General features: G+C 72.4%; 21 protein-coding genes and 1 pseudogene. 15 read left to right on the top strand and 7 right to left on the bottom strand.

The window, feature by feature from the left end; translation table 11 throughout:
• Positions 1-410: 410 nt before the first annotated feature.
• Positions 411-1487 (bottom strand): annotated as a pseudogene (sepH, locus tag ABD832_RS42335) (septation protein SepH); the annotation flags it as partial.
• A 743-nt stretch (positions 1488-2230) separates the two neighbouring features.
• The gene (locus ABD832_RS29530) at positions 2231-3559 is read right to left on the bottom strand and encodes a D-arabinono-1,4-lactone oxidase (RefSeq protein WP_344901356.1); all 1329 of its coding nucleotides are present in this window, start codon (positions 3557-3559) and stop codon (positions 2231-2233) included.
• Positions 3560-3835: 276 nt separating this feature from the next.
• Here ABD832_RS29530 and ABD832_RS29525 point away from each other — a divergent pair, with 276 nt between their 5' ends.
• Positions 3836-5074: a lytic murein transglycosylase gene (locus tag ABD832_RS29525; RefSeq protein ID WP_344901353.1), complete on the top strand. Its 1239-nt coding sequence runs from the start codon at positions 3836-3838 to the stop codon at positions 5072-5074.
• A 32-nt stretch (positions 5075-5106) separates the two neighbouring features.
• Here the strand turns inward: ABD832_RS29525 and ABD832_RS29520 are convergent, their stop codons facing one another.
• Positions 5107-6069, bottom strand: coding sequence for a ferrochelatase (locus tag ABD832_RS29520; RefSeq protein ID WP_344901350.1), 963 nt, complete (start codon positions 6067-6069; stop codon positions 5107-5109).
• A gap of 76 nt (positions 6070-6145) precedes the next feature.
• On the opposite strand from ABD832_RS29520, the gene ABD832_RS29515 reads away from it, so the two are divergent.
• Both ABD832_RS29515 and ABD832_RS29510 read left to right on the top strand, forming a co-directional pair.
• Complete coding sequence (locus ABD832_RS29515; RefSeq protein ID WP_413224690.1) at positions 6146-8185, top strand: S9 family peptidase; 2040 nt, start codon at positions 6146-6148, stop codon at positions 8183-8185.
• 145 nt (positions 8186-8330) lie between these two features.
• Positions 8331-9155, top strand: coding sequence for an inositol monophosphatase family protein (locus ABD832_RS29510; RefSeq protein WP_344901345.1), 825 nt, complete (start codon positions 8331-8333; stop codon positions 9153-9155).
• Positions 9156-9241: 86 nt separating this feature from the next.
• Here ABD832_RS29510 and ABD832_RS29505 read toward each other — a convergent pair whose 3' ends face one another.
• The gene (locus ABD832_RS29505) at positions 9242-9406 is read right to left on the bottom strand and encodes a hypothetical protein (RefSeq protein WP_344901342.1); all 165 of its coding nucleotides are present in this window, start codon (positions 9404-9406) and stop codon (positions 9242-9244) included.
• A 219-nt stretch (positions 9407-9625) separates the two neighbouring features.
• Here ABD832_RS29505 and ABD832_RS29500 point away from each other — a divergent pair, with 219 nt between their 5' ends.
• From ABD832_RS29500 to ABD832_RS29480, 5 genes are all read left to right on the top strand, one after another.
• Positions 9626-10279 (top strand): response regulator transcription factor, encoded by a 654-nt coding sequence (locus ABD832_RS29500; protein ID WP_344901340.1) that lies wholly within the window; start codon positions 9626-9628, stop codon positions 10277-10279.
• A complete protein-coding gene (locus tag ABD832_RS29495) occupies positions 10276-11688 on the top strand; it encodes a sensor histidine kinase (RefSeq protein ID WP_344901338.1) in 1413 nt (470 codons plus the stop codon). Before ABD832_RS29500 ends, ABD832_RS29495 begins: the two co-directional genes overlap by 4 nt.
• A gap of 272 nt (positions 11689-11960) precedes the next feature.
• A complete protein-coding gene (locus tag ABD832_RS29490) occupies positions 11961-12260 on the top strand; it encodes a DUF4193 domain-containing protein (protein WP_344901336.1) in 300 nt (99 codons plus the stop codon).
• 82 nt (positions 12261-12342) lie between these two features.
• The gene (locus ABD832_RS29485; RefSeq protein WP_344901334.1) at positions 12343-13152 is read left to right on the top strand and encodes a hypothetical protein; all 810 of its coding nucleotides are present in this window, start codon (positions 12343-12345) and stop codon (positions 13150-13152) included.
• A 55-nt stretch (positions 13153-13207) separates the two neighbouring features.
• Positions 13208-14584: an alpha,alpha-trehalose-phosphate synthase (UDP-forming) gene (locus ABD832_RS29480; RefSeq protein ID WP_344901331.1), complete on the top strand. Its 1377-nt coding sequence runs from the start codon at positions 13208-13210 to the stop codon at positions 14582-14584.
• Positions 14585-14739: 155 nt separating this feature from the next.
• On the opposite strand, the gene ABD832_RS29475 is transcribed toward ABD832_RS29480, so the two are convergent.
• On the bottom strand, positions 14740-15036 hold the full coding sequence (locus tag ABD832_RS29475; RefSeq protein WP_344901328.1) for a DUF4235 domain-containing protein: 297 nt from the start codon (positions 15034-15036) through the stop codon (positions 14740-14742).
• Positions 15037-15115: 79 nt separating this feature from the next.
• Here ABD832_RS29475 and valS point away from each other — a divergent pair, with 79 nt between their 5' ends.
• From valS to ABD832_RS29440, 7 genes are all read left to right on the top strand, one after another.
• Positions 15116-17752 carry a valine--tRNA ligase gene (gene valS, locus ABD832_RS29470; RefSeq protein WP_344901325.1) on the top strand — a complete coding sequence of 879 codons (2637 nt, stop codon included), beginning with the start codon at positions 15116-15118 and terminating at the stop codon, positions 17750-17752.
• A gap of 488 nt (positions 17753-18240) precedes the next feature.
• On the top strand, positions 18241-19581 hold the full coding sequence (locus ABD832_RS29465) for an AI-2E family transporter (RefSeq protein ID WP_344901322.1): 1341 nt from the start codon (positions 18241-18243) through the stop codon (positions 19579-19581).
• A gap of 40 nt (positions 19582-19621) precedes the next feature.
• Positions 19622-20173 (top strand): PaaI family thioesterase, encoded by a 552-nt coding sequence (locus tag ABD832_RS29460; protein WP_344901319.1) that lies wholly within the window; start codon positions 19622-19624, stop codon positions 20171-20173.
• Entirely contained in the window at positions 20170-20613 is a 444-nt protein-coding gene (gene dut, locus ABD832_RS29455) for a dUTP diphosphatase (RefSeq protein WP_344901316.1), read from the top strand. The genes ABD832_RS29460 and dut overlap by 4 nt, the downstream gene beginning before the upstream one ends.
• Positions 20614-20815: 202 nt before the next feature.
• Positions 20816-21493: a DUF3710 domain-containing protein gene (locus tag ABD832_RS29450; RefSeq protein ID WP_344901313.1), complete on the top strand. Its 678-nt coding sequence runs from the start codon at positions 20816-20818 to the stop codon at positions 21491-21493.
• Positions 21494-21543: 50 nt separating this feature from the next.
• A complete protein-coding gene (locus ABD832_RS29445; RefSeq protein ID WP_344901310.1) occupies positions 21544-21936 on the top strand; it encodes an OB-fold nucleic acid binding domain-containing protein in 393 nt (130 codons plus the stop codon).
• 30 nt (positions 21937-21966) lie between these two features.
• Entirely contained in the window at positions 21967-22629 is a 663-nt protein-coding gene (locus tag ABD832_RS29440) for a DUF3159 domain-containing protein (protein WP_344901807.1), read from the top strand.
• A 62-nt stretch (positions 22630-22691) separates the two neighbouring features.
• Here ABD832_RS29440 and ABD832_RS29435 read toward each other — a convergent pair whose 3' ends face one another.
• Entirely contained in the window at positions 22692-23366 is a 675-nt protein-coding gene (locus ABD832_RS29435; RefSeq protein ID WP_344901307.1) for a potassium channel family protein, read from the bottom strand.
• Positions 23366-24031 carry a potassium channel family protein gene (locus tag ABD832_RS29430; protein ID WP_344901305.1) on the bottom strand — a complete coding sequence of 222 codons (666 nt, stop codon included), beginning with the start codon at positions 24029-24031 and terminating at the stop codon, positions 23366-23368. Before ABD832_RS29430 ends, ABD832_RS29435 begins: the two co-directional genes overlap by 1 nt.
• Positions 24032-24135: the final 104 nt, after the last annotated feature.

Raw genomic sequence — 24135 nt, 5'->3', positions numbered from 1 at the left:
GTGGCCTTGGCGTCCCCGGTGACCTCCGGAGCCCGGACGGTCTCCTCCCGTCTCGGAGCCTCCTCCTGCCTCGGAGCCTCCTCCTGCCTCGGAGCCTCTGCCTGGTTCGGGGCCTCCGTCGCCGGGCGCGGCGCGGTCTGCGGTGTGACGACCGGAGCCGGTACGGTCTCCGGCGCGGCGGGCGCCTCGGCCACGGGAGGCCGCGCGGGCGCGGCGACGGTGTCCCGCGAAGTGGCCGCGGGCGGACCGGTCACGGGCGACGCCGTGGACGGCCCGGCCACCGGTGACGGCGCGGGCGAGCCGGCCGCAGGTGGTGCGGTCACGGGCGCCGCGGCCGGGGAGGGCCCTGCCACAGACGGCCCTGCCACAGACGGCGCGGCCGCCGTCACGGCGGCCTGAGGAACGAACGGTGGGGAAACGGGCGGCGTGAGGTCCGGCTCCGGGGACGCGGGCGGCCCGTACACGGCCGGCTCGTACGGAGCCGGCTCGGGCGGGGCGACCGGCTCGGGCAGCACCGGCTCCGGGGGCCGCACCTGGGTGACGGCGTCGGTGCCCTGGGCGGCGGCGGAGGCACGCTCCGCGGTCCTGTCCGGAGGCTGACCGGCGCCGTCGGGGGCGCGCAGCGGCGGCACCGAGACCCGCGGCGCCTCGTAACCGGCCGGGAGCGGGGGCATGGGCGGCTGCTGGTAGGCCGCGGGCGGCGTCGCGGGGGCCGGCGCCGGGGTCGCCGGCGCCGTCGGGGGCTCGACCTGGGCGTAGGCGGGCCGGGCCGGCGGCTCGTGCCGCAGGACCGAGGGGAAGGCCACCGGTGGCTGCTGGTGCAGCGACTCCGACGCCAGCGACGGCACCGGGGCGAGCTTGGCCACGCGCGGCACGAACGGCGTGACCGTGCTGTCCTCGACCGGATCGGCGTCGTCCCCGCTGGAGAGCCGCAGGGCCTCGTCGTCGTGGGGCGTGATGTGGCGCCGGCGCGGGTCGAAGATCCACTCGGCGTTGCGCGTGTGACCGTTCCACACGAAGCCGAGCTTGATGCGCCACATGTTGTCGTCCCGCTTGGCGGAGTCCCACTCGATCTCGTCGGCGGGGACGCCGCGGCGGGTCAGCCGCTCGACGACCAGGTCGCCGAGGGTGGGACCGGGAGCGGAGTCGCCGGGCAGGCGCACGGCGCAGCGCTGCGCCTGCTGTGCCATGTACTCACGTTCCTGGAGCACGGGACCCTCGAACCATCGCACGCGCTCGACCGGGATGCCCGCCGTGTTGGCGATCTCCTCCGCGGTCTCGCCGGCACGGATCCGGGCCTGGATCTCCTTGGGGCGCAACGGACTCTCCACTTCGATCTCGTACTGGCCGAGACGGGAGAAGTTGCCGCGGACGGCAGCACGGAGCCGGTCGTCGACGGGCAGCGTGAACCGGGTACCCCGGCCGGCCGTCGCCAGCACGAGATAGGTCCCGTCCTCACTCACCGCGACGAGTCGGAGCTCCTGCATGCGAGTCCCTTCGTCGTCGTGCTCAATCTTCCCCCGGACCCTTGAGTCTCTCGCGTGTGCCGGTTGCCTGCCAGCACCGTACCCGGCATGTCCGAACATCGCCTTCCTGGATGGGGCTCGCAGCGATGTGACGCCGGTCACATTTGCTCCATTCATCTGATTACAGGGCACCTGTCTGGAGCAGCGACTTCGGGGTCCTGCAGGGATTCTCACGGATAACTCCGGGAACCGCTGCGGACTTCCGCCAATAACCGGAAGACGGCCGAGACGCCGGTCCGCCGATCCGGGCGGGACGGGACGGGGTCGCGGCGTCGCGGCAGGGCCCGTCGTCGCGCTCCGTGACGACGGACCGTGACGGGGACGGCGGGCATGGGCGGGGGGAGGGCGGGCATGGGCGGCGGGAGAGGATCATCTCCAGCGGACTCCCTCGGGGTCGAGTGGCGCGGGCCCCTGCGAATCTGCCCCCCGCGCGGGCCGGGGCAACGACGGACACGCGGACGCGTCGTTCTTCGAGCGAGCCTTTGCGCCGCCCTTTACCGAGACCTTGTGGGAGGGGCCGGTCCGCCCCGGACGCGAGCACCGATCCGCCCCGGGCACGAGCACCGGTCCGCCCCGGGCACGAGCACCGGTCCGTCCGGACCCGGGCACCGGTCCGCCGGAGGTGAACGTGCCGGTCCGCCGGGGAGAGCGCCGCTCCGCGCGGGGTGGGAGCACCGGTCCGCCGGAGGCGGGATCCGGCCCCGCTACGCTGCCGGGACCCGGCCCAGGACGGTGTCGAGATGGTCGTTGGCGAACGTGCCCGCCGGGTCCAGGGTGTCCCGTACCGCCAGGAAGTCGGCGAAGCGGGGGTAGACCGTGGCGAGGTAGGCGGCGTCGCGGGTGTGCAGCTTGCCCCAGTGCGGCCGTCCCCCCAGCGCCGTCATGATCTCCTCGACGCCCTCGAAGTAGGCCGGGTTGGGCGTCGGCCGGTAGACGTGGCAGGCGATGTAGGCCGACCGCCTGCCGTAGGCGGTGGACAGCCAGGCGTCCGAGGCCGGGGAGACCCGGACCTCGACCGGGAAACTGATCCTCCAGTCGCGCCGTGCCAGCAGGTCGCGGACCTCGGCGAGGGCCTGGCCGAGGTGCTCGTACGCGATGGCGTACTCCATCTCCAGGAAGCGCACGTCCCGCACGCTGGCGAAGACCCGGTGCGAGGCGTCGGTGTGGGTGGAGGCCGACAGCGCCGCGGCCGAGAGGGCGTTGAGCCGGGGGATGGCGCCCGGGAAGCGTGCGCCGATCCCGCAGAGCGCGCCGAACAGGGTGTTCTCCATGAGGTGGTTGTCGAGCCAGTACTTCAGCGCGCCCGGCGGCCGGGCCGGTCCGGGGCTGCGGTTGTTGCGCTTGGTCAGGCAGGTGTCGGTGTGCGGCAGCCAGAAGAAGTCCAGGTGCTCGTTGCCGTCGACCAGTTCCTCCAGCGAGGCGAGGATCGAGGTCAGCGTCCTCGGCTCCCGGGTGCTCCGCAGCAGGAAGGACGGTTCGGTCCGGAACGTCACCGAGGTCACCACGCCGAGCGCGCCCAGGCCCACCCTGGCCGCGTCGAACAGGTCCCGCTCGGGCACCCCCCGGATCACGCCGTCGCCCTCGGCGCGGACCGTGACGATCTCCCCGTCGGCCAGCACCAGCTCCAGGGCCAGGATCTGGTCGGCCAGGCCGCCGGCGTCCCGCCCGGTGCCGTGGGTGCCGGTCTGGACGGCCCCGGCCACGGTCTGGGCGTCGATGTCGCCCATGTTGGCCAGGGCCAGGCCCCGGCGGTGCAGCTCCGCGTTGAGCGCGCGGATCGTGGTGCCCGCCCCGGCCGTCACCCGGCCGTCCCCGGCGACGCGGATCCCGGTCAGCGCGCCGGGACGCAGCAGCAGGCCGTCGGTCAGCGCCACCCCGGTGAACGAGTGCCCGCTGCCGATCATCCGCACCCGGCGGCCCGCCGCCGCGGCGTCGCGGACGGCTTGCGAGACCTCCGCGGCGTCGGCCGGGGTGCGGATCTCCGCGGGGGTGGCGGACTGGTTGCGGGCCCAGTTGCGGAAGGTCTCGGGCATGCTCGCTCCTGCCCCGCGGGTCTGGCCGGGCCCGGGGCGCGGGGGCTCCCGGACGCGAGACGACCCGCCCGCGGCACGCGGGTCGTCGCCGGTCCACCGGCTCCGTCAGCGAATATGAAGAGTACTCACGATTGACGGCGGACGACAGGGGGACGCGGCCGGACGGGACCCCGGGCCGGCGGGTGATTTTCCCGGCAACGGTCTCTCCGGCGGCGCACGGGAACTAGTGTGAGCGCAGTGTCACGTCTTTCCGGGTTGCGGTTCTTCGTCCCTGCGATGGTGATCCTTACCGCTCTCGTCGCTCTCGGCGCGGTCGTGCTCCTGCTGATCGTCCCCGGTGTCCCCCCGGCCCCCCACGCGGCCGAGGCCGGTGTCCGGGACCTGGCGGCGATCGAGCCGATCGCCACCGCCGCCCCCTCCACCCCGGCCGCCGAACCGAGGACCGAGCCCGCCTCCGAGCCCGCCTCCGAGCCCGCCTCCGAGGTCGTCCCCACCCCGCCCCGGCTGATGGTCGTCTCCCGCTCGACGCTGACCGAGCGGACCCGGACCGGCATCTCCCGGCTCAGGCACGTCCGCAAGATCGACGTCTTCGACGGGGGAGTGGTCAAGGTGGCCGGGGTGGGACTCAACCTCATCGCGGTGGACCCCGCCCGCTTCCGGGCCTGGACCCCCGACGGCGTCGCCGCCCAGCCCGCGCTCTGGAGCGCCCTCACGGCCGGGGACCTGGTCGCCGACAGCTCGGCGGTACGCCGCCTCGGCCTGGTCCTGGGCTCGCACTACCAGGTGGACGGCGGTCCTCGGCTGCGCGCCGCGGCCGCGGCGTCCTTCGGGCTGCCCGGCGTGGACGGCATCGTGGCCGAGGAGACCGGTCGCCGCCTGGGCCTGCTGCCGGGAGTGGCGATGCTCGTGCACGGGCCGCAGAAGGCCACCGCCCTGCTCAGGAAGCGGGTGGGCAGGCTGCTGGGCCCCGGCTCCCAGGTGGTCGCCGTCGGCCGCGCGACCGGCGCCGCGACCACCCGCAGGACCGGCGGCGAGAAGGCCGCGAGCAGCGACGGCGGGACCGGGCCCACCCGCGGCGACACCGGCACCGGCCCGGCCGCGACCGGCGAGAAGGCCAGGCGGGTCGCGGTCGGCAGGCCCGCGAGCTACCTGGAGCTCTACCGGAAATCGGCCGGGGTCTGCCCGGGGCTCTCCTGGACGGTCCTGGCCGCGATCGGGCAGGTGGAGAGCTCGCACGGGCGCAACAACGGCCCGTCGTCGGCGGGCGCGCAGGGCCCCATGCAGTTCATGCCCGCCACCTGGAAGGCCTACGGGGTGGACGGCGACGGGGACGGCGTGGCCGACATCTGGAGCCCCTACGACGCGGTCCCCTCGGCGGCCAACTACCTGTGCGCCAACGGGGCCGGCCAGGGCGGCAGGAAACTGGAGAAGGCCATCTGGTTCTACAACCACTCCTGGTCCTACGTGGCCAAGGTGATGGCCGTCTCCCGGGGGTACGCAGCCGCGTACCCCTGAGAGGCCGCCCGGGTGCGGAGTCCTCCCGCGCGTCAGCCGGGACGGCGCCGGGGCGCCGGGCAGCAGGTGGCCGGGCAGGCCAGGGGCTCCGGCTCGGCGACCAGCTCGCCGACCATCGAGACGAACCTCGGGTGGACGCCCGCCGTGGCCGCCCGCACCAGCGGCAGGCCGATCCGCTCCGCCGTCTCGGCGGCCTCCACGTCGAGGTCGTAGACGACCTCCATGTGGTCGGAGACGAAACCGATCGGCACCAGCACCACCGCCGGGGCGTCGATCTTCTCCAGGTGGTCGCAGACGTCGGGCTCCAGCCACGGGATGTGCGGAGCGCCGCTGCGGCTCTGCCAGACCAGGTCCCAGGCCCGGTCCCCGCCCACCGCTTCGGTGATCAGCGCGGCCGCCCGGCGCAGCTGCGCCTCGTACAGCCCGCCCTCGGGCCCGGCCGTCTCGGCCATCGAGACCGGGATGCTGTGCGCGGTGAAGACCAGCCGCGCACCCTCGCGCACCCCGGCCGGAAGGCGGTCCAGCGCCTGGCGGGTGTGGTCGGTCATCGCCGCGAGGAACCCGGGATGGTCGAAGTAGTGACGGAGCTTGACGATCTCCGGCGCCCCCTCCACCGCGGCCCGGGCACGCGCGATGTCGTCGCGGTACTGACGGCAGGCCGAGTAGGAGCCGTAGGCCGAGGTGACGAAGGCCGCGGCCCTGCGCACACCGTCGTCGGCCATCCGGCGGACCGTGTCCTCCAGGAACGGGTGCCAGTTGCGGTTGCCCCAGTAGATCGGCAGATCGACGGTGGGCCGCACGGCCTCGATCAGGTCACGGCACTGGTCGTTGATCGGGCTGGCGCCGCCGAGGCGCTGGTAGTGCTCCTCGACCTCCAGCAGCCGCTCGCGCGGGACGCCGCGGCCCCGCACCACGTTCTCCAGGAACGGCATCACGTCGTCCGGTTTCTCCGGTCCCCCGAACGAGACGACGAGAAGTGCGTCGTAATTCCCCATGGCATTCATCAAACCGCATGCCGGGGTGTCCTCTCGCATGCTCACCATGGGTAGTTCGTCACCCGGTGCCCGACGGATGCATGCCCGGAGATCCGAGGTTGAAGAACGATCGCCGGGTAGGTTCAAATCCGTGACTCCATTCAATGACATTCATGACTATGTCGGTGTACCGCGGCTGGTGTCCCTGCGGCTCTCCCCCGACGGCACGCGCCTGGCGGGCGTGGTCCAGGCGCTCAACCCCGACGGGAAGTCGTACGGAACCTCGCTGTGGGAGATCCCCCTGGGAGACGGCGGGCCGCGCAGGCTGACCCGGTCGGTCAAGGGCGAGGCCGGGGCGGAGTTCACCGGAGCCGGTGACCTGCTCTTCGGCTCCCGCCGGCCCGACCCCACGGTCAAGGACGCGGACGAGGAGGTCCCGGCCCTCTGGGCGCTGCCGGCGGGCGGCGGCGAGGCCCGGCAGATCGCCTCCAGGCCGGGCGGCGTGACCGGGTTCGCCACCGGCGGGCGGACCGTGGTCTTCGGCTCCGACGTGCTCCCCGGTGACGAGGCCGACGAGGCCGGGCGGCGCAAGGCACGCAAGGAGGGCGGGATCAGCGCGGTCCTGCACGAGGACTACCCGGTGCGCTACTGGGACCACGACCTGGGGCCAGGCGAGACCCGGCTGTTCGCGGGCACCCTGGGGGACGGCGAGCGGCTGACCGAGGTCAGGGACCTCACCCCGCAGCCGGGCCGGGCCCTGACCGACGAGGCCTCCTACGCGGTGACGCCGGACGGTTCCACCGTGGTGACCACCTGGAGCGTGCCCCTGCCGCACGGCGAGCGCCGGTCGGAGCTGGTCGCGATCTCCACGACCGCGGACGGCTCCCGGCGGGTCGTGGCCGGGCAGGACGGCCACGACTTCGAGGGCCCGGTCAGGATCTCCCCCGACGGCCGGATGGTCGCGTGCGTCCGCAGCAACCACGCCACCGTCGACCGGATCCCCGAGACCGTCCTGTGGATCGTCGACCTGGCCACCGGCGAGGGGCGCCCGGCCGCGGGGGCGCTGTGGCCGGGCGACCTCGTCTGGGCCCCCGACTCCCGCTCCCTGTTCGTCACCGCCGACCACCGGGGACGGCGGCCGGTCTTCCGGGTCGCGGCCGACGGCTCCGCGCCGGAACGGCTCACCCCCGACGACGCCGCGTACTCCTCGCTGAACGTCGCGCCCGACGGCGCCGTCTACGCGCTGCGCAGCGCCGTGGACGCGCCCGCCGCCCCGGTCAGGATCACCGCGGACGGCACGATCGAGACGCTGGCCTCTCCCGTCCCGCGGCCCGAGACGCCCGGCACCCTCACCGAGGTCACCACGACCGCCGACGACGGTGCGGAGATCAGGGCCTGGCTGGTGCTGCCCGAGGGGGCCTCGGGCGAGGACCCGGCCCCGATGCTGCTCTGGATCCACGGCGGCCCGCTGGCCAGCTGGAACGACTGGTCCTGGCGCTGGAACCCGTGGATCATGGCCGCGCACGGGTACGCGGTGCTGCTGCCCGACCCGTGCCTGTCCACCGGCTACGGGCCGGAGATGATCCGGCGCGGCTGGGCCGACTGGGGCCCGCGGACCCACGCCGACCTGATGGCGATCACCGACGCCGCGCTGGAGCGGCCCGAGGTCGACGCCACCAGGACCGGCGCCATGGGCGGTTCCTTCGGCGGCTACATGGCCAACTGGCTGGCCGGGCACACCGACAGGTTCAGGGCCATCGTCACCCACGCCTCGCTGTGGAACCTCGACCAGTTCGCCGGCACCACGGACGCGTCCATGTACTGGCAGCGCGAGTTCGGCGCCCCGGGGAGCGAGCTGTACACCAGGCTCTCCCCGCACCTGTCACTGGAGAAGATCACCACCCCCATGCTCGTCGTGCACGGCGACAGGGACTACCGGGTGCCCATCGGCGAGGCGCTGCGCCTGTGGTGGGACCTGAGGCGTTCGGAGGTGGAGTCGAAGTTCCTCTACTTCCCCGACGAGAACCACTGGGTGCTCAAGCCGGGCAACGCCATCGTCTGGTACGAGACCGTTCTGGCGTTCCTGGGTCAGCACGTCCTGGGCCGCGAGTGGAAACGGCCGGAGTCGCTCTCGTGAGCCTCGCCCCTCGGATCGGGTGGGACGATGGTGATCCGCGGGGCGGGTGTCCCGGCGGATCCGGCGTGGCGGAACGTTCCGCCACGCCGGACCCGCCGGGGCGTGCGGGAGACGGGAGATCGCGGCGGGTGCCGTGGTGAACCCGGTGGAACGAGCGAGGAGCGGTGAGCGGATCGTGGACAGTGCCGTGACCTTCGGCCGGCTGGCGGAGGAGATCGCCCGGGAGGCCGGTGAGATGCTGCTGGCCAAGCGGCCGGCCCGGCCCGAGGTGCTGGTCACCAAATCCAGCCCCACCGACGTGGTGACGGCCCTGGACCGGGCCTCGGAGGAGCTGATCAGGGACAGGATCAAGGCGGTCAGGCCCGACGACGCGATCCTGGGCGAGGAGGGCGGCACCACCGGCGACGGCAGGGTCCGCTGGATCGTCGACCCGATCGACGGGACGGTCAACTTCCTGTACGGGGTGCCGGAGTGGGCGGTCAGCATCGCCGTGGAGGTGGACGGCGAGGTGATCGCCGGAGTGGTCAACGTCGTGCCCCGCGCCGAGGTGTTCACCGCGGTCAGGGGCCGGGGGGCGTGGCTGGCGGGGGAACGGCTGAGCTGCAACACCGGCGTGCCGCTGGAGCGGGCCCTGATCGCCACCGGGTTCGGCTACGGGAGCGGGCGCAGGGCGGTGCAGGCCGAGGTGCTGCGCCACGTGCTGCCCCGGGTGCGCGACATCCGCCGGGGCGGCTCGGCCGCCTCGGACCTGTGCGCGGTGGCGGCCGGGAGGCTGGACGGCTACTACGAGCGCGGCCCCCAGGAGTGGGACTACGCGGCCGGGGGCCTGATCGCCGCCGAGGCCGGGGCCCGGGTCGGCGGGCTGGAAGGACGACCGGCCAATCCGGGCCTGACGCTCTGCGCGGCACCCGGCCTGTTCGAGGAGCTGCACGACCTGCTGCTCGGGCTCGCCCCGGAACGCGACGCCTGACCGGGCCGGGAGCTCGATCGGGCCGGGTATGGGCCGGGCCGGGCATGGAAGAGCCCCCCGGCCCGGCCGGGGGGCTCTTCCCGCCATCAGCGCTGGAGGGGAACGCCGTTGTCTGTCGCCAGACGTTGGAGATCCTCGATCTCGGCGGTGAAGGTGTCGGCGAGGTAGTCGTCCCCGCTGGACCGGGCCTCCTGCAGGTTCCTGTAGGCCTGGTCGAGGCGGTGTTCGATTGTGGAGGTGAACTCGCCCATCTCACCTTCTTTCTCACGGGCTCAGGGGATGGAAAGTAGCGCGGTAGAGACTGGATCCGGCTGTACCCACGGTGAACAGCGCGCTAAACCTCCGTGTTCCCGACATCACGCGCAGTGCTCACATCGGGGACCCTTACCGTGTGCTTACAGGGGATGGAGCGACAATGGGGAGCCGTTCCAGCGGCTGTCCAGGAAATGTGACGGGAGGTGCCATAGGCCGTGCGAGTGCTTGTGGTTGAGGACGAGCGGGTGCTCGCCGACGCGATCGCGACCGGGCTCCGGCGCGAGGCGATGGCCGTGGACGTGGCCTACGACGGTGCCGGAGCGCTGGAGCGGACGGGCTACATCGACTACGACGTCGTCGTCCTGGACAGGGACCTGCCCAAGGTGCACGGGGACGAGGTCTGCCGCCGGCTGGTGGCCTCCCGTACCGCGTCGCGGATCCTGATGCTGACCGCGTCCGGCGACGTGGACGACAAGGTCGAAGGGCTGGGCCTGGGGGCCGACGACTACCTGGCCAAGCCCTTCGTGTTCATCGAGCTCGTGGCGCGGGTGCGCGCGCTCGGCCGCCGCTCGGCCCCGGCGCTCCCGCCGGTGCTGGAGCGCTCCGGGGTGCGCCTGGACCCGGGCAAGCGGCTGGTCAGCAGGAACGGCGAGGAGATCGCGCTCACCAAGAAGGAGTTCGCGGTCCTGGAGGAGCTGATGCGCGCCGAGGGGGCGGTCGTCAGCCAGGAGGACCTGCTGGACAAGGCGTGGGACGAGAACATCGACCCGTTCACCAACGTGGTGCGCGTCACCATGATGACCCTGAGGAAGAAACTGGGCGAGCCCCAGGTGATCGAGACGGTTCCCGGGGTCGGGTACAAGCTGTGAGCGCTCCGGCAGGCGGGGAACAGGACCGCCCGACCTTCGTCCCGACGGGCCAGGGCGGCGAGTCCGTGCCGACCCACCCGATGATCAGCCCGCACTCCGAGCGGAGCGGGTGGAAGAGCGAGCAGCTCGGCTCCGGGCCGGTGGATCCGCAGGGCAAGGGGCTCGCCGGCCACCCCCCGCCGCCGACCGGCCCGCCCGCCTGGGACGGGCCGCCCCCGGCCGGTGCCTCCCCGGCGCCGCGCAGCCTCCTGGACAGGGCGCGGTCGATCATCGACCGGGTCAGCATCCGCTGGCGGCTGACCATCACCTACGCCGTGCTGTTCTTCACGGCCGGGGCCCTGCTCGTGGTCGTGATCTACCTGATGGTGGGCTGGTCGCTCTACTCGGCCTGGCCGGAGTTCCCCATCACCGACCTGGACCAGCTCGTCGGGCCGGAGCTGGCGAGCAACATCAAGCAGGAGTGGCGCTGGCAGCAGCACGTCACGACCACCGTGACCCAGCGGGAGCTGCTGGCCCGCTCGCTGCTGGCCCTGCTCGGCGTGGGCATCCTGGCCGTGATCATCGGCTACATCGTCGCCGACCGGGCGCTCAAGCCGATCCAGCAGATGACCGCCACCGCCCGCAAGCTGTCGGGCAGCACCCTCGCCCACGAGCGGATCGACCTCAAGGGCCCCGACGACGAGCTCAAGGAGCTCGCCGACACCTTCGACGCGATGCTCACCAGGCTCAATGTGGCCTTCGACACACAACGACGGTTCGTGGCCAACGCCTCGCACGAGCTCCGCACCCCCCTGACGATCAACCGGACGGTCCTGGAGATCGCCCTGGGCGACCCCGAGGCGTCGGGTGACCTCAAGGCGCTGGGCCGCACCCTGCTGGAGGTCAACGCCCGCAACGAGCGCCTGATCGAGGGCCTGCTGCTGCTGGCCCGCAGCGAGCGCGAGCTGAGCGTGCGCAAGCCGGTGGACATGAAGGACGTGGCCGAGACGGCCGTCGACCAGCTCGCCGCGCGGGCCGAGGAGGCCGGGGTCACCGTGACCGCCGAGCTCCAGTCGGCCGAGACCGTCGGTGATCCGGTCCTGCTGGAGCGGTGCGTGGCCAATCTCGTGGAGAACGCCATAAAGCACAACGTTCCCGAGTCCGGACGTTTGTGGGTGAGGACGGGAATGGTGGAGGGGGCCCTGGTTGTTCAGGTGGCCAACACGGGGCTGCACGTCCCCGCGTACGAGGTGAACAGCCTTTTCGAGCCGTTCCGGCGGCTCAACGCCGACCGGGTCGACTCGGACAAGGGGGCGGGGCTCGGGCTCTCCATCGTCCGCGCGGTCGTGCGGGCCCACGGGGGCAACGTGACCGCTCTACCCAGGGACGGAGGAGGGCTGGTGGTCACCGTGCGACTCCGGCCACGTTGATCCGGCGGGGGGCGTCTCGTTCACGCCGTACATGTGGTTGGATGTGCCGTCGAACACGGTGGTGCATGCCGCCGATGCTGTGGTTTACGCCATATTTGGCTAACCGTGGCCATTGGCAGTACGTCCCTCACGTGTAGGGAGGTTCAGTGACCATTCCGGCGGGGTACCCAAGCAGGAATCTCTCTGGCGGATCGGGCACAAGCCGTGCCTCTCGAACGTTACACACGCGCGAGTGAGCGCAGACAGATAGATGAGGGGGATGGAGCAGACCGATGGCTACCGACTACGACAGTCCACGCAAGACCGACGACGACCTCAGCGAGGACAGCCTGCAGGAACTGCAGGCACGCCGTACCGACAAGTCCTCGGGCAGCATCGACATCGACGAGACCGATCTCGCCGAATCGCTCGAACTGCCGGGCGCGGACCTGTCCAACGAGGAGCTCTCGCTCCGGGTGATTCCTCGCCAGGCCGACGAGTTCACCTGCGCGCGCTGTTTTCTGGTGCACCACCGCAGCCAGCTCGCCGTGGAGAAGAACAACCAGCAGATCTGCCGGGAGTGCGCGGCCTGACGATGATTCCGACGGCCTGTCCGAGGTGTGTCCCTCCCCTTGGGGGTAGGGCCTTCGGACAGCCTTGAGGAGGTTCCGAGACATGACGTCAGAGAACAGGCAGACCGGTGCCGCGCCGGACGACTTCACGGCCGAGAAGTCGGCCGGCGCGCATGAACGAGAAGTCGCGGAGATCGTCGGCAGGCTCGCAGAACCGGGCGACATGGACGGGGCCGAGCGGCGCAGGCTGCTCGGCCGTCTCACGAGATCGCTCGCCCAGGGGGCGAGGAAGGCCAAGGCGTCCGGGGCAGGCCGGGGCCGCTGGCTGACCGACGTCTTCATGGCGGTGGCGCCGCGCATCCCCATCCGCGACCTCGCCACCCTCTCCGACCACCACCACGGCCTCACCTCCGAGGCGCTCGCCGACGACCTGGTACGCACCGCGACCAAGGCCACCATGGCGGTCGGCGCCATCGGCGGGGCAGTCGCCGCGGCCGAGTTCGCCGCGCCGCCCCTGCTGCTGTCCGCCCCCGCCCAGCTGGTCGCCGAGACCCTCGTCGTCGCCGCGATCGAGGTCAAGCTCATCGCCGAGCTGCACGAGGTGTACGGCCTCCAGGTCCCCGGCACCGGCTCCCAGCGCGCCATGGCCTTCGCGATGGCCTGGTCCAAGCAGCGCGGGGTCGACCCCATGGCCCCCGGGACGATGACCGTGGCCCTCGGCACCGCCGCCAAGACCGCGCTCCGCAACCGGCTGATGCGCACCATGGGACGTCACCTCACCACCTTCGGCCCCTTCCTCACCGGAGCCGTGGCCGGCGGGTTCCTCAACCGCGCCGCCACCAACAAGCTCGGCGACGCCGTACGGGCGGACCTGAGGATCCAGCGCGGTGCCCTTCCACCTGGAAAGTCATAGAAGTTCGTTGAACGGGTAGTCCTTTACGTAAGCTCTCGACTACCTGGAGGAATCTGTGCTGGGCCGCAGCGCGTTCGTGATCGTCGCCAACCGTCTTCCCGTCGACCGGGTCGGGGAGGACATGTGGCGGCGCAGCCCCGGCGGCCTCGTCACCGCGATCGCCCCCGTCCTGCAGCGCAGGGAGGGGGCGTGGGTCGGCTGGCACGGCGCCCCGGACGAACGGCTGGAGCCCTTCGAGCACGACGGCATGCAGCTCGTGCCCGTCCCGCTGTCGGAGGAGGAGGTCGAGCTCTACTACGAGGGCTTCTCCAACGGCACGCTCTGGCCGCTCTACCACGACGTGGTCGCGGCCCCGATCTACTCGCGCGTGACCTGGGAGTCCTACCGCGCCGTCAACGAGCGCTTCGCCCAGGCCGCCGCCGAGGAGGCCGCGGAGAACGCGGTCGTGTGGGTCCAGGACTACCAGCTCCAGCTGGTCCCGGCCATGCTCCGCAAGCTCCGCCCCGACCTGCGCATCGGTTTCTTCCTGCACATCCCGTTCCCGCCGGTGGAACTGTTCTCCCAGCTGCCGTGGCGGCGCGAGCTCGTCGAGGGCCTGCTCGGCGCGGACCTGGTCGGGTTCCAGCGGCCCGGCGGCGCGTCCAACTTCATCCGGCTCTGCCGGATCCTGCTCGGCTACCAGCACCACAAGAACGACATCCAGGTGGGGGACCGGCTGGTACGGGCCGCGGCCTTCCCGATCTCCGTCGACTTCGGCGAGCTCGACTCGCTGGTCAGGGAACCGCACATCATCGCCCGCGCCAGGGAGATCCGCGCGGAGCTGGGCGACCCGGAGTGCATGCTGCTCGGCGTGGACAGGCTCGACTACACCAAGGGCATCGGCCAGCGCCTCAAGGCGTTCGGCGAGCTGCTCTCGGAGGGGACGATCAAGCCCGGCGAGGCGGCGTTCGTGCAGATCGCCACCCCGAGCCGGGAACGGGTCGAGGAGTACATGCGGCTGCGCGACTCGATCGAGCTGCAGGTCGGGCGGATCAACGGCGAGCAGGGCGAGCTGGGGCAGCAGCCGGTGCAGTACATGCACCAGTCCTACGGCCGCGACGAGCTGGCCTCGCTCTACCTGGCCGCGGACGTGATGGTCGTCACGCCGCTGCGCGACGGGATGAACCTGGTCGCCAAGGAGTACATCGCCTGCCGCAACGACCTGCGCGGCGCGCTGGTGCTCAGCGAGTTCGCCGGGGCGGCCGACGAGCTGCGCCAGGCGTTCATGGTCAACCCCTACGACGTCGACGGGCTCAAGCGGGCCATGCTGGCCGCGATGCGGGCCACCCCGCACGACCTGTCGCGCCGGATGCGCTCGCTGCGCCGCAGGGTCTCCACCTACGACGTGGACCGCTGGGCCAAGGAGTTCCTGGCCGCGCTGGAGGCGTCCTGACGCCGTCGTGACGTCGTGACGCCGTCCTGACGTCGTCGTGACGCTGCCCCGGCACTGCACCGACGCCTGCCCCGGCACCGCTCCGGCGGCTCGGCCCGGGATCGCGTCCGTGGTGGACGCGGCCCCGGGCCGGTGTCGTTCCCGCCGGTCGGCCGTCAGCCGGTGACGTCCTTGGCGGCGGCCTTGACGGCCCTCCAGGCGTCGTAGCGCTTCCTGGCGGTGCGGGCCACCACGATCTGCGTCACCTGCATGCCGACGCCCATCACCACGGCGTAGCCGATCGCCTCACCGAGGTCGACCTCCAGCGACTCGTTGTCGACCGGGGCCTTCCTGCCCGTCGCCTTCTCCCAGGCGAAGCCGACGATCTTCCTCACGCCCCAGGCCGTGGCCAGGCCCAGCAGGCCGCCGATGGCCTTCCACGCCATGTCCTGTTTCTCGGTTGTGTCGGCCATGTGGTCCTCCCGTTCGCGGTCGCTCAGAACCCTAGTCTCTCCGAGCGCCGCCCTGTTCGAAGCCATACCATAGGGAGGCATGACACAACAGCGACCGCGCCCCGCGCCCATGCCCGAGAAACCCACTCTCGACGGCCTGGAGTCGGTATGGGCGAGCCGCTGGGAGGCCGAGGGGACCTACCGTTTCGACAGGTCGCGCACGCGCGAGGAGATCTACTCGATCGACACCCCGCCGCCGACCGTGTCCGGTTCCCTGCACGTGGGACACGTCTTCTCCTACACCCACACCGACACGATCGCCCGCTTCCGGCGGATGCGCGGGCGCGAGGTCTTCTACCCCATGGGCTGGGACGACAACGGCCTGCCCACCGAGCGCCGGGTGCAGAACCACTTCGGCGTGCGCTGCGACCCCTCCGTCCCCTACGACCCCTCGTTCTCACCGCCCGCCCGGCCCGACGCCAAGCGGCAGGTCCCGATCTCGCGCGGGAACTTCATCGAGCTGTGCGAACGCCTCACCGCCGAGGACGAGAAGGCCTTCGAGGAGCTGTGGCGCCGCCTGGGCCTGTCGGTCGACTGGTCGATGACGTACGCCACCATCGGCACCGACGCGCGTGCCGCCTCCCAGCGCGCCTTCCTGCGCAACCTGGCCCGCGGCGAGGCGTACGTGGCACAGGCGCCCACCCTGTGGGACGTCACCTTCCGCACCGCCGTGGCCCAGGCCGAGCTGGAGGACCGCGAGTGGCCCGGGGCCTTCCACCGGCTGGGCTTCACGCTCTCGCAGGAACAGCGGGCCAGGGGGTTCGGCGACCGGGTCTGGATCGAGACGACCCGTCCCGAGCTGCTGCCCGCCTGCGTCGCCCTGGTCGCACACCCCGACGACGAGCGCTACCGGCCGCTGTTCGGCACCACGGTCAGGACGCCGCTGTTCGACGTCGAGGTGCCGGTGCTGGCCCACCACCTGGCCGAGCCCGACAAGGGGTCCGGCATCGCGATGATCTGCACCTTCGGCGACGTCACCGACGTGGTGTGGTGGCGCGAGCTCGGCCTGCCCACCCGCCCGGTCGTCGGCTGGGACGGCAGGCTGCTGCCGGACGCACCCGAGGGCGTGCCCGCGGAGCCGTACGCGGAGCTGGCCGGCAGGACCGCGCACGGGGCCCGCGAGCGGATCGTGGAGCTGCTGCGGGCCTCGGGCGGCATGGAGGGCGATCCCCGGCCGGTGCGGCGCGCGGTGAAGTTCTACGAGAAGGGCGACCGCCCGCTGGAGATCGTCACCACCCGGCAGTGGTACCTCCGCAACGGCGGGCGCGACCTCGCGCTGCGCGAGGCGCTCCTGGAGCGGGGCGCCGAGCTGTCCTGGCACCCCTCGTACATGCGGGCCCGTTACGACGCCTGGGTGCGCGGCCTGGCGGGGGACTGGCTGATCTCCCGGCAGCGGTTCTTCGGCGTGCCGATCCCGGTCTGGTACCCGCTGGACGGCGAGGGCGAGCCCGACCACTCCTCGCCCATCACGCCGCCGGAGTCCGCCCTGCCGGTGGACCCCGCCGGCGACGTGCCACCCGGCTACACCGAGGACCAGCGCGGCAAGCCGGGCGGTTTCACCGCCGACCCCGACGTCATGGACACCTGGGCCACCTCCTCGCTCACGCCGCAGATCGCCGGGGGCTGGGAGCGCGACCCCGACCTGTTCGGCCGGGTCTTCCCGATGGACCTGCGCCCGCAGGCCCACGAGATCATCCGGACCTGGCTGTTCTCCACCGTGGCCCGCAGCCACCTGGAGCAGGACACCCTGCCCTGGAGCGACGTCGCGATCTCCGGGTGGATCATCGATCCCGACCGCAAGAAGATGTCCAAGTCCGTGGGCAACGTGGTCACCCCGCTCGGGCTGCTGGAGCAGTACGGCTCCGACGCGGTCCGCTACTGGGCGGCGCACGGCCGTCCGGGCACCGACACCACCTTCGACACCGGCCAGATCAAGATCGGCCGCCGTCTGGCCATCAAGATCCTGAACGCCTCCAGGTTCGTCCTCGGCCTCGGCGAGGGCGGCGGCGAGGTCACCGAGCCGATCGACCTGTCGATGCTGGCCCGTCTGGCGGAGGTGGTCGAGGAGGCCACCGAGGCGATGGAGGGCTACGACTACACCCGCGCGCTGGAGCGGACCGAGCGGTTCTTCTGGGAGTTCTGCGACGACTACCTGGAGCTGGTCAAGGCCAGGGCCTACGACGGCGTGACCGGCGCCGGCCGCCCCGGGCGGGCGGGACGCGCCGCTGACGCGGGCTTCGGTGGCACGGCGGACGCGGGCGGGGCGGCGGGCCCGGGTGAGGCGAGCGCGGCCGCGCGTTCGGCGCACGCGGCCCTGCGCGAGGCCCTCGACGTCATGCTCCGGCTGTTCGCGCCGTTCCTGCCCTTCGTCACCGAGGAGGTCTGGTCCTGGTGGCGGGAGGGCTCGGTGCACCGGGCGTCCTGGCCCGGGCCGGGCCGGCGCGAGGGCGATCCCGAGCTGCTGCCCGCGGTGGCCGCGGTCCTCGGCCGGGTCCGCAAGGCCAAGTCCGACGCCCGCCTGTCCATGCGCGCCGAGGTCTCCCGGCTGACCGTCACCGGCGCGGGGGTCGACCTGGTGCGCCAGGCCCAGGACGACCTGTGCGGCGCGGGCGTCATCGACGAGTTCGTGCTCCACCCCGGCGAGGGCGAACTGCTGGTGGAGGTCGCCCTCACCTGACCGCGACGCCCGCGACTCTGTCCTTTCCGTCGGGCCGCACCGTCGTACGGTCGAGACACGACAGGTGAGGGGAGGACGGGTCATGCCGCCAGGATGTGGGAACTGCAGCTGCTACCTCGAGGACAGGGTGATCTCCCGCCCACCGGCCGAGCGCTGAGCCCGGCCGGGCGGGCGCGGGCCACCGCACGGACCGGCACCCGCCCCACCGGGCGGGTGCCGGCTCCAGGCGAGGGCCGGCCGCCTCCCGGTCGGCCTTCACGTCCCGGTCGGCCCCGGTTGCCTCCCGGCCGGGTCTCGGTCACGTCCCGGTTCGACCCCGGTCGCTCCCGGCCAGGCCCCGGTCCGCGTCCCGGTCAGGTCCCAGACGCTCCAGGCCTAGTCCCGACGCCGGGCGCGTCCTGGACCGGTCCCGGTCGTGTCCGGGTCGTCGCCGTGTCCGACCGGTAACCCACGCGCATTTTCCGTACCGGCGTGACAGGCTTGGATTCGTGATCTCCGATAGGGAACGCCTGACCAGCCTGGTGCCTCGCACGCTGCTCCGCCTCGCCCTGTGGAGCCTGTGCCTGATCATCATCGGCTGGGCCGTCTTCTACTTCGCGCAGTTCATCGCCACGCTGCGCATCGTGGTGCTGCCGGTCGCCGTGGCGCTGCTGCTGACCGCGTTGCTGTTCCCGATCACCCGGCGGCTGGGCGCGATGGGCATGCGGCCCATCTACGCCACCTGGATCACCATGCTCATCGCGCTCGCCGTGCTCGGCGGCACCGGCTGGATCATCGGGGTCCGAGCGAACGACGAGTTCCCCGGCCTCGTCGACCAGGTGCGCCAGACAGCCAAGTCCGTCGAGAACTGGCTCTACACCGGGCCCCTGCACCTGAAGCCGAACCAGCTGACCAGCATGGTCGACGAGGTCAGCAAGCAGGTCACCGCCCAGCGCAACCAGATCACCCAGACGGTCCTGACCGGCGCCACGGTGGCGGTGGAGGTGCTGGCCTCCATCGTGCTGCTGCTGTTCGTGACGTTCTTCCTGCTCAAGGACGGCGACCGGATCTGGTCGTGGTTCCTCAAGGGGTTCGGGAGCATGGCACCGCGCGTCGACCGGGCGGGCCGGACGGCCTGGGTGACGCTCTCGCAGTACGTGCAGGGCACGGTCGCGGTGGCCGCCGTGCACGGCGTGATCATGGGCATCGTGCTCGCGGGCATGGGGGTGCCGCTCTGGGCGCCGCTGGCGGTGCTGATCTTCCTGGCCAGTTTCATCCCGATCGTCGGCATCTTCTTCGCCGGGGCGGTGGCGACGCTGGTCACCCTGGGCGCCAAGGGCCCGATCTACGCCCTGATCTTCCTCGGCATCCTGCTGGTGGAGCAGCAGCTGGAGAACCACGTGCTGCAACCCCTGATCGTGGGCCGGGTGCTGCACTTCCACCCGCTGGCGATCATCCTGGCGCTGGCCGTGGGCGGCATCCTGGCGGGCATCGCCGGCGCGGCCGTGGCGGTGCCGGTCGCCGCCGTGATCTACCGGGCACTGCCCGAGCTCAGCGCCTCCCCGCCGCGCGCCCTGCCACCGGCCTCGCCCCACCCCGGCCCGGACCCCGCCGGCGGCCCGGATCCCGGCGGCCCCGGAGGCCCCGGAGGCCCGGACCCCGGTGGCCCCGCCTCCGAGGGGCCCGGTGGCGGCTCCAGCGGCCCCGGCGGCTCCACCGGCCCCGGCGGCCCCGGCGGTTCTGGCGGTCCGGATGGCCCCGGCCCGGAGGTGCCCGGTCCGGTGCCGCGCGGTCCCGCGGAGCCCGTCCCGGGCCCGGAAGGGCCGCCCGCCGGGCGGGAAAGCCGGTGAATGAGGAATCACCGCAGTCCAAGGGGTAACGTTCTGCCCCGTGACCCGTTCAAGCGTGACCACCCCCCCGCCGGACGCCGTCCGTCCGGGGCCGCTTCCCGGCGGGCCCGCCCCCGGTTCCCCGCTCGGTCCCCACTACAGCCGCTGTTTCGGCTGCGGGGACGACCACCCCACCGGCCTGCACCTGACCGCCACCACCCCTGACGGGATCACCGTCCAGGCCAGGTTCGTCGTGGGGGAGAGCCACCAGGGCGCACCGGGCCTGGCCCACGGCGGCGTGCTCGCCGCCGCGATGGACGAGGTCATCGGCATGTCCGTCTGGCTCTTCCGGAAGCCCTACGTCACCGGGCGGCTGGAGACCGACTACCTCAGGCCGGTCCCGGTCGGTACCGAGCTGTATCTGCGCGCCTGGTGCAACGGCATGTCCGGCCGGAAGGCGTACCTTGAAGCTGAGGGCCGGATCGGTTCCGCGGACGGCCCGGTCGCCGTGCGGGCCGCGGCGCTCTTCATCGAAGTGGGCATGGAGCACTTCGTGGAGCACGGCGGCCAGGCGATCATCGACGAGCACCACGAGTACGAGGTGAACCCGTGACCCACACCGTCGAGGTGTTGATCCACCGGCTCGACGCGGACCTGCCGCCGCCGTCGTACGCCCATCCGGGCGACGCGGGGGCGGATCTTCACGCGGCCGAGGACGTCGAGCTCCTGCCCGGTGAGCGGGCCGTGGTCGGCACCGGGGTGGCCATCGCGCTGCCGGACGGGTACGCCGCGTTCGTCCACCCCCGCTCCGGTCTGGCCGCCCGGCACGGGGTGACGCTCGTCAACGCGCCCGGCACCGTGGACGCGGGCTACCGGGGCGAGATCAGGGTGACGCTGCTCAACACCGACACCAAGGACGCCGTACGGCTGCGCCGAGGGGACCGCATCGCGCAGCTGGTGATCCAGAAGGTGGAGAGGGCGGTGTTCCACGAGGTGGACCGGCTGCCCGGTTCGGCGCGAGGCGCCGGCGGGTTCGGGTCCACCGGCCGATGAAGGCACCGACGCCGCCGTCGGTGCCGCCGGGGACGCCAGGGACGCCAGGGGTGTCCGGGGCGCCCGCGGTCCCGCGGGGAGCGGGGCCGGTGCGGTGGGTGCGGCGGATCCGGTGACCCGGGCCCGCACGGGCCCCGGCCCGGCGACCGCCCGCCGCCCGGCAGGATGAGTGACCAGTGAATCTTCAAGGAGCGTGAGGAAAGTGTTCCGACGTCGCCGTCGTGAGGAGTCCCCGGCCGTCAAGGCCGCGGTGGAGGAGGCCGAGCAGGTCCCGGCACGGGAGTCCGGCCCATGGGACTCCGAGGAGCCGTACCCGGAGCGGGAGAGGGTCGATCTCGGCGGGATGCGCCTGCCCGTCGACGCCGGTTTCGAGATCCAGCTCAACCTGGCCGGAGAGCAGATCGTCGGCGCGGTGGTGCTGTACGACGAGAGCGCCCTTCAGGTGCACGCGTTCGCGGCGCCCAAGCGGAGCGGCATCTGGGACGAGGTCAGGGCGGAGCTGGCCGAGGGCGTCAAGAGCGCCGGCGGCACCGCCGAGGAGCGGGAGGGGCCCTTCGGCGTCGAGCTGGCCGCCAGGATCCCGGCCGAGAGCGGCGGCGACCAGCCGGTCCGCTACATCGGCGTGGACGGGCCGCGCTGGTTCCTGCGCGCGGTGATCAGCGGCCGCGCCGCCCAGGGCGCCGACTCCGCGGCGACGCTGGAAGGTGTCGTCCGGGACATAGTCGTGGTACGCGGGGACGAGCCGATGGCGCCCAAGGAGGCGATCGAGCTCCGGCTGCCGCCCGAGGCCAGGCAGGGCGCGGAGCAGCAGGGAGGCGGCAGGGACAAGCCCGACCTGAACCCCTTCGGCCGGGGGCCGGAGATCGCCGAGATTCGCTGACGGGCCGGATCGCGTACGCTGATGCGACTCGTATGTGAAGGAGAGGGTCCGTGGGTTCTCAGGAACCGCATAAACAGGGCGGCCTGCGGGGCTTCCTCCGCCGCCTGACCGCCGGTCAGGCGGAGCTGGAGGCCGACGAGCTTCAGCAGGACCTCGACCGTCACGGCGCCACCGCCATCGTCTCGTGCGGCGGGCGCCGCCGGTTCTGCGTCACCGGCACCCTGCGGACGGTGACGCTGCGCCCCCGCGGGGGCGCCCCGGCGCTGGAGGCCGAGCTCTACGACGGCTCCGACGTGATCGACCTGATCTGGCTGGGCCGCAGGAGGATCGCGGGCATCGAACCCGGCCGCCTGGTGCTGGCAGAGGGACTCGTCAGCATGCAGGATGGACGCAAGGTCATGTTCAACCCCAGATACGAGCTGCGCCCGGCCGCCGGTGCGTGAGCGATCGACCACGAGACGGTGAACGAAGAGATGACCACCAGCGAGGAGACCGCCGCGCACGACACGGTGGAAGCCGTGCTCCGCAGCCAGCTCGCCAAGGCGTTCGGCGGGATACGCGGTGTCGTGGAGGCCGCCGTCCCGACCATCGCCTTCACCGGCATGTGGATCGCCACCTCGGACCTGAGGCGCTCCCTCATCGTCAGCGTCGGGACGGCGGTGCTGCTGCTCGTCGTGCGGCTGCTGCAGCGCTCGACGCCGCAGTTCGTGATCAACAGCCTGATCGGCATCGGCATCGGCGCGTTCTTCGCCTCGCGGACCGGCCAGGCCGAGGACGTGTTCCTGCCCGGCATCCTCTACAACGCGGGCTACTCGGTGGTCATGCTGCTGTCGATCGTCACCCGCTGGCCGGTGGTGGGCTTCATGATCGGGTCCGTCACCGGTGATCCGACCGCCTGGCGCTCCGACCCGGCCGTGGTGAAGCTCTGCACCAGGCTGACCTGGCTGCTGATGATCCCGTGCGTGGTCCGGGTGGCGGTGCAGCTGCCCGTCTACCTGATCGGCCGGGACCAGGCCGTCGCCGAGCTGGGCATCCTCAAGATCGTGATGGGCTGGCCGCTCCAGATCGCGGCACTGGCCGCCATGGTGTGGCTGCTGGCCCGCGGCCGGACCCCGGTGCAGCCCACCGCCTCCTGACCGGGCCTCCCGGCACAGGGCCGAGCGGGCCTCCCCCCGGCGGCACAGGGCCGGGAGACGGCTCAGCGCGGCGTGCGGTGGTGCGGGGACAGCAGCTCCGCCAGCTCCTCCTCGACCTCCTGGCTGGCGACGAACATCAGCTCGTCCCCGGCCTCCAGGGGGTCGTCGGCGGTGGGCACCAGCACCCGTCCCTCGCGCAGGATCGCCACCAGGGCGGTGTCGTTGGGCCAGGGCACCGAACCGGCGCGCTGGCCGACGACCGGCGCGTCCTCGGGCAGGGTGAGCTCGACCAGGTTGGCCTGGCCCTGGCGGAAGGTCATCAGGCGCACCAGGTCGCCGACGCTGACCGCCTCCTCGACCAGGGCGCTGAGCAGGCGCGGGGTCGAGACGGCCACGTCCACCCCCCACGACTCGTTGAACAGCCACTCGTTCTTGGGATGGTTGATCCTGGCCACCACCCGGGGCACCCCGTACTCGGTCTTGGCCAGCAGCGAGACCACGAGGTTGACCTTGTCGTCACCGCTGGCGGCGACGACCACGTGACAGTCGGCCAGGCCCGCCTCGTCCAGCGAGGAGATCTCGCAGGCGTCCGCGAGCAGCCACTCCGCCCTCGGCACGGTGTCGATCTTGATGGCCTTGGGGTCGATGTCGACCAGCAGGACCTGGTGGCCGTTCTCCAGGAGCTCGGCGGCGATCGAGCGGCCGACCGCTCCCGCGCCGGCGATGGTGACGCGCATCAGTGCTCCTCTTCGGGGCCCGAGGACAGCACCTTGTTGATGCGGTCCATGTCGGTCTCGACCGCCAGGACGTGCAGCACGTCGCCCTCCTGCACCACCGAGTCGGTCCGGGGCAGCAGGGTCTCGCCCATCCGGTTGATGAACGCCAGGCGGCTGCCCGCCGCCGCCTCCAGGTCCCGTGTCGGCGTACCGACCCAGCCCGGATGGTAGGCCACCTCGGCCAGCACCACGCGTCCGCTGGGGTCGCGCCAGAGCGGCTCGGCGCCCTCCGGCAGGACGCGGCGCAGGATCTGGTCGGCGGTCCAGCGGACCGTGGCCACGGTGGGGATGCCCAGCCGCTGGTAGACCTCGGCGCGCCGGGAGTCGTAGATCCTGGCCACCACGTTGTCCACGCCGAACGTCTCGCGGGCCACCCGGGCGGAGATGATGTTGGAGTTGTCGCCGCTGCTGACCGCCACGTAGGCGCCGGCGGCCTCGATGCCGGCCTCCTCCAGGACGTCCCGGTCGAAACCGATCCCGGTCACCCTGCGCCCGCGGAACCCCGCCCGCAGCCGCCGGAACGCCTGCGGGTCACGGTCGATGATCGCGACCGAGTGGCCACTGTCCTCCAGGATGTGCGCCAGAGTCGAACCCACCCGGCCACACCCCATGATCACGATATGCATGCTCCCCCGCCGGTCGCTGTAGGCGGATCTTGCTCCCGATGTATTCAGCCAGTATGGCCCGCTCCGGGAGTGCCGCGTCAGCCGCCCCGAGATTAGGGGCTAGC

This window comes from Streptosporangium longisporum (genome assembly GCF_039534895.1).
GTDB classification, from domain to species: domain Bacteria; phylum Actinomycetota; class Actinomycetes; order Streptosporangiales; family Streptosporangiaceae; genus Streptosporangium; species Streptosporangium longisporum.
The sequence above is the reverse complement of the archived record's forward strand: the minus strand, read 5'-3'. Positions and strand labels throughout refer to the sequence as shown.

What these genes read in the sequence shown, in the direction of transcription:
- ABD832_RS29440 (WP_344901807.1), top strand. Translation starts at nt 21,967, where the DNA reads ATGACCACCAGCGAGGAGACCGCCGCGCACGACACGGTGGAAGCCGTG.
- ABD832_RS29515 (WP_413224690.1), top strand. Translation starts at nt 6,146, where the DNA reads ATGCATGCCCGGAGATCCGAGGTTGAAGAACGATCGCCGGGTAGGTTC.
- ABD832_RS29530 (WP_344901356.1), bottom strand. Translation starts at nt 3,559, where the DNA reads ATGCCCGAGACCTTCCGCAACTGGGCCCGCAACCAGTCCGCCACCCCC.
- ABD832_RS29505 (WP_344901342.1), bottom strand. Translation starts at nt 9,406, where the DNA reads ATGGGCGAGTTCACCTCCACAATCGAACACCGCCTCGACCAGGCCTAC.
- ABD832_RS29475 (WP_344901328.1), bottom strand. Translation starts at nt 15,036, where the DNA reads ATGGCCGACACAACCGAGAAACAGGACATGGCGTGGAAGGCCATCGGC.
- valS (WP_344901325.1), top strand. Translation starts at nt 15,116, where the DNA reads ATGACACAACAGCGACCGCGCCCCGCGCCCATGCCCGAGAAACCCACT.
- ABD832_RS29430 (WP_344901305.1), bottom strand. Translation starts at nt 24,031, where the DNA reads ATGCATATCGTGATCATGGGGTGTGGCCGGGTGGGTTCGACTCTGGCG.
- ABD832_RS29485 (WP_344901334.1), top strand. Translation starts at nt 12,343, where the DNA reads ATGACGTCAGAGAACAGGCAGACCGGTGCCGCGCCGGACGACTTCACG.
- ABD832_RS29435 (WP_344901307.1), bottom strand. Translation starts at nt 23,366, where the DNA reads ATGCGCGTCACCATCGCCGGCGCGGGAGCGGTCGGCCGCTCGATCGCC.
- ABD832_RS29520 (WP_344901350.1), bottom strand. Translation starts at nt 6,069, where the DNA reads ATGGGGAATTACGACGCACTTCTCGTCGTCTCGTTCGGGGGACCGGAG.
- ABD832_RS29525 (WP_344901353.1), top strand. Translation starts at nt 3,836, where the DNA reads ATGGTGATCCTTACCGCTCTCGTCGCTCTCGGCGCGGTCGTGCTCCTG.
- ABD832_RS29490 (WP_344901336.1), top strand. Translation starts at nt 11,961, where the DNA reads ATGGCTACCGACTACGACAGTCCACGCAAGACCGACGACGACCTCAGC.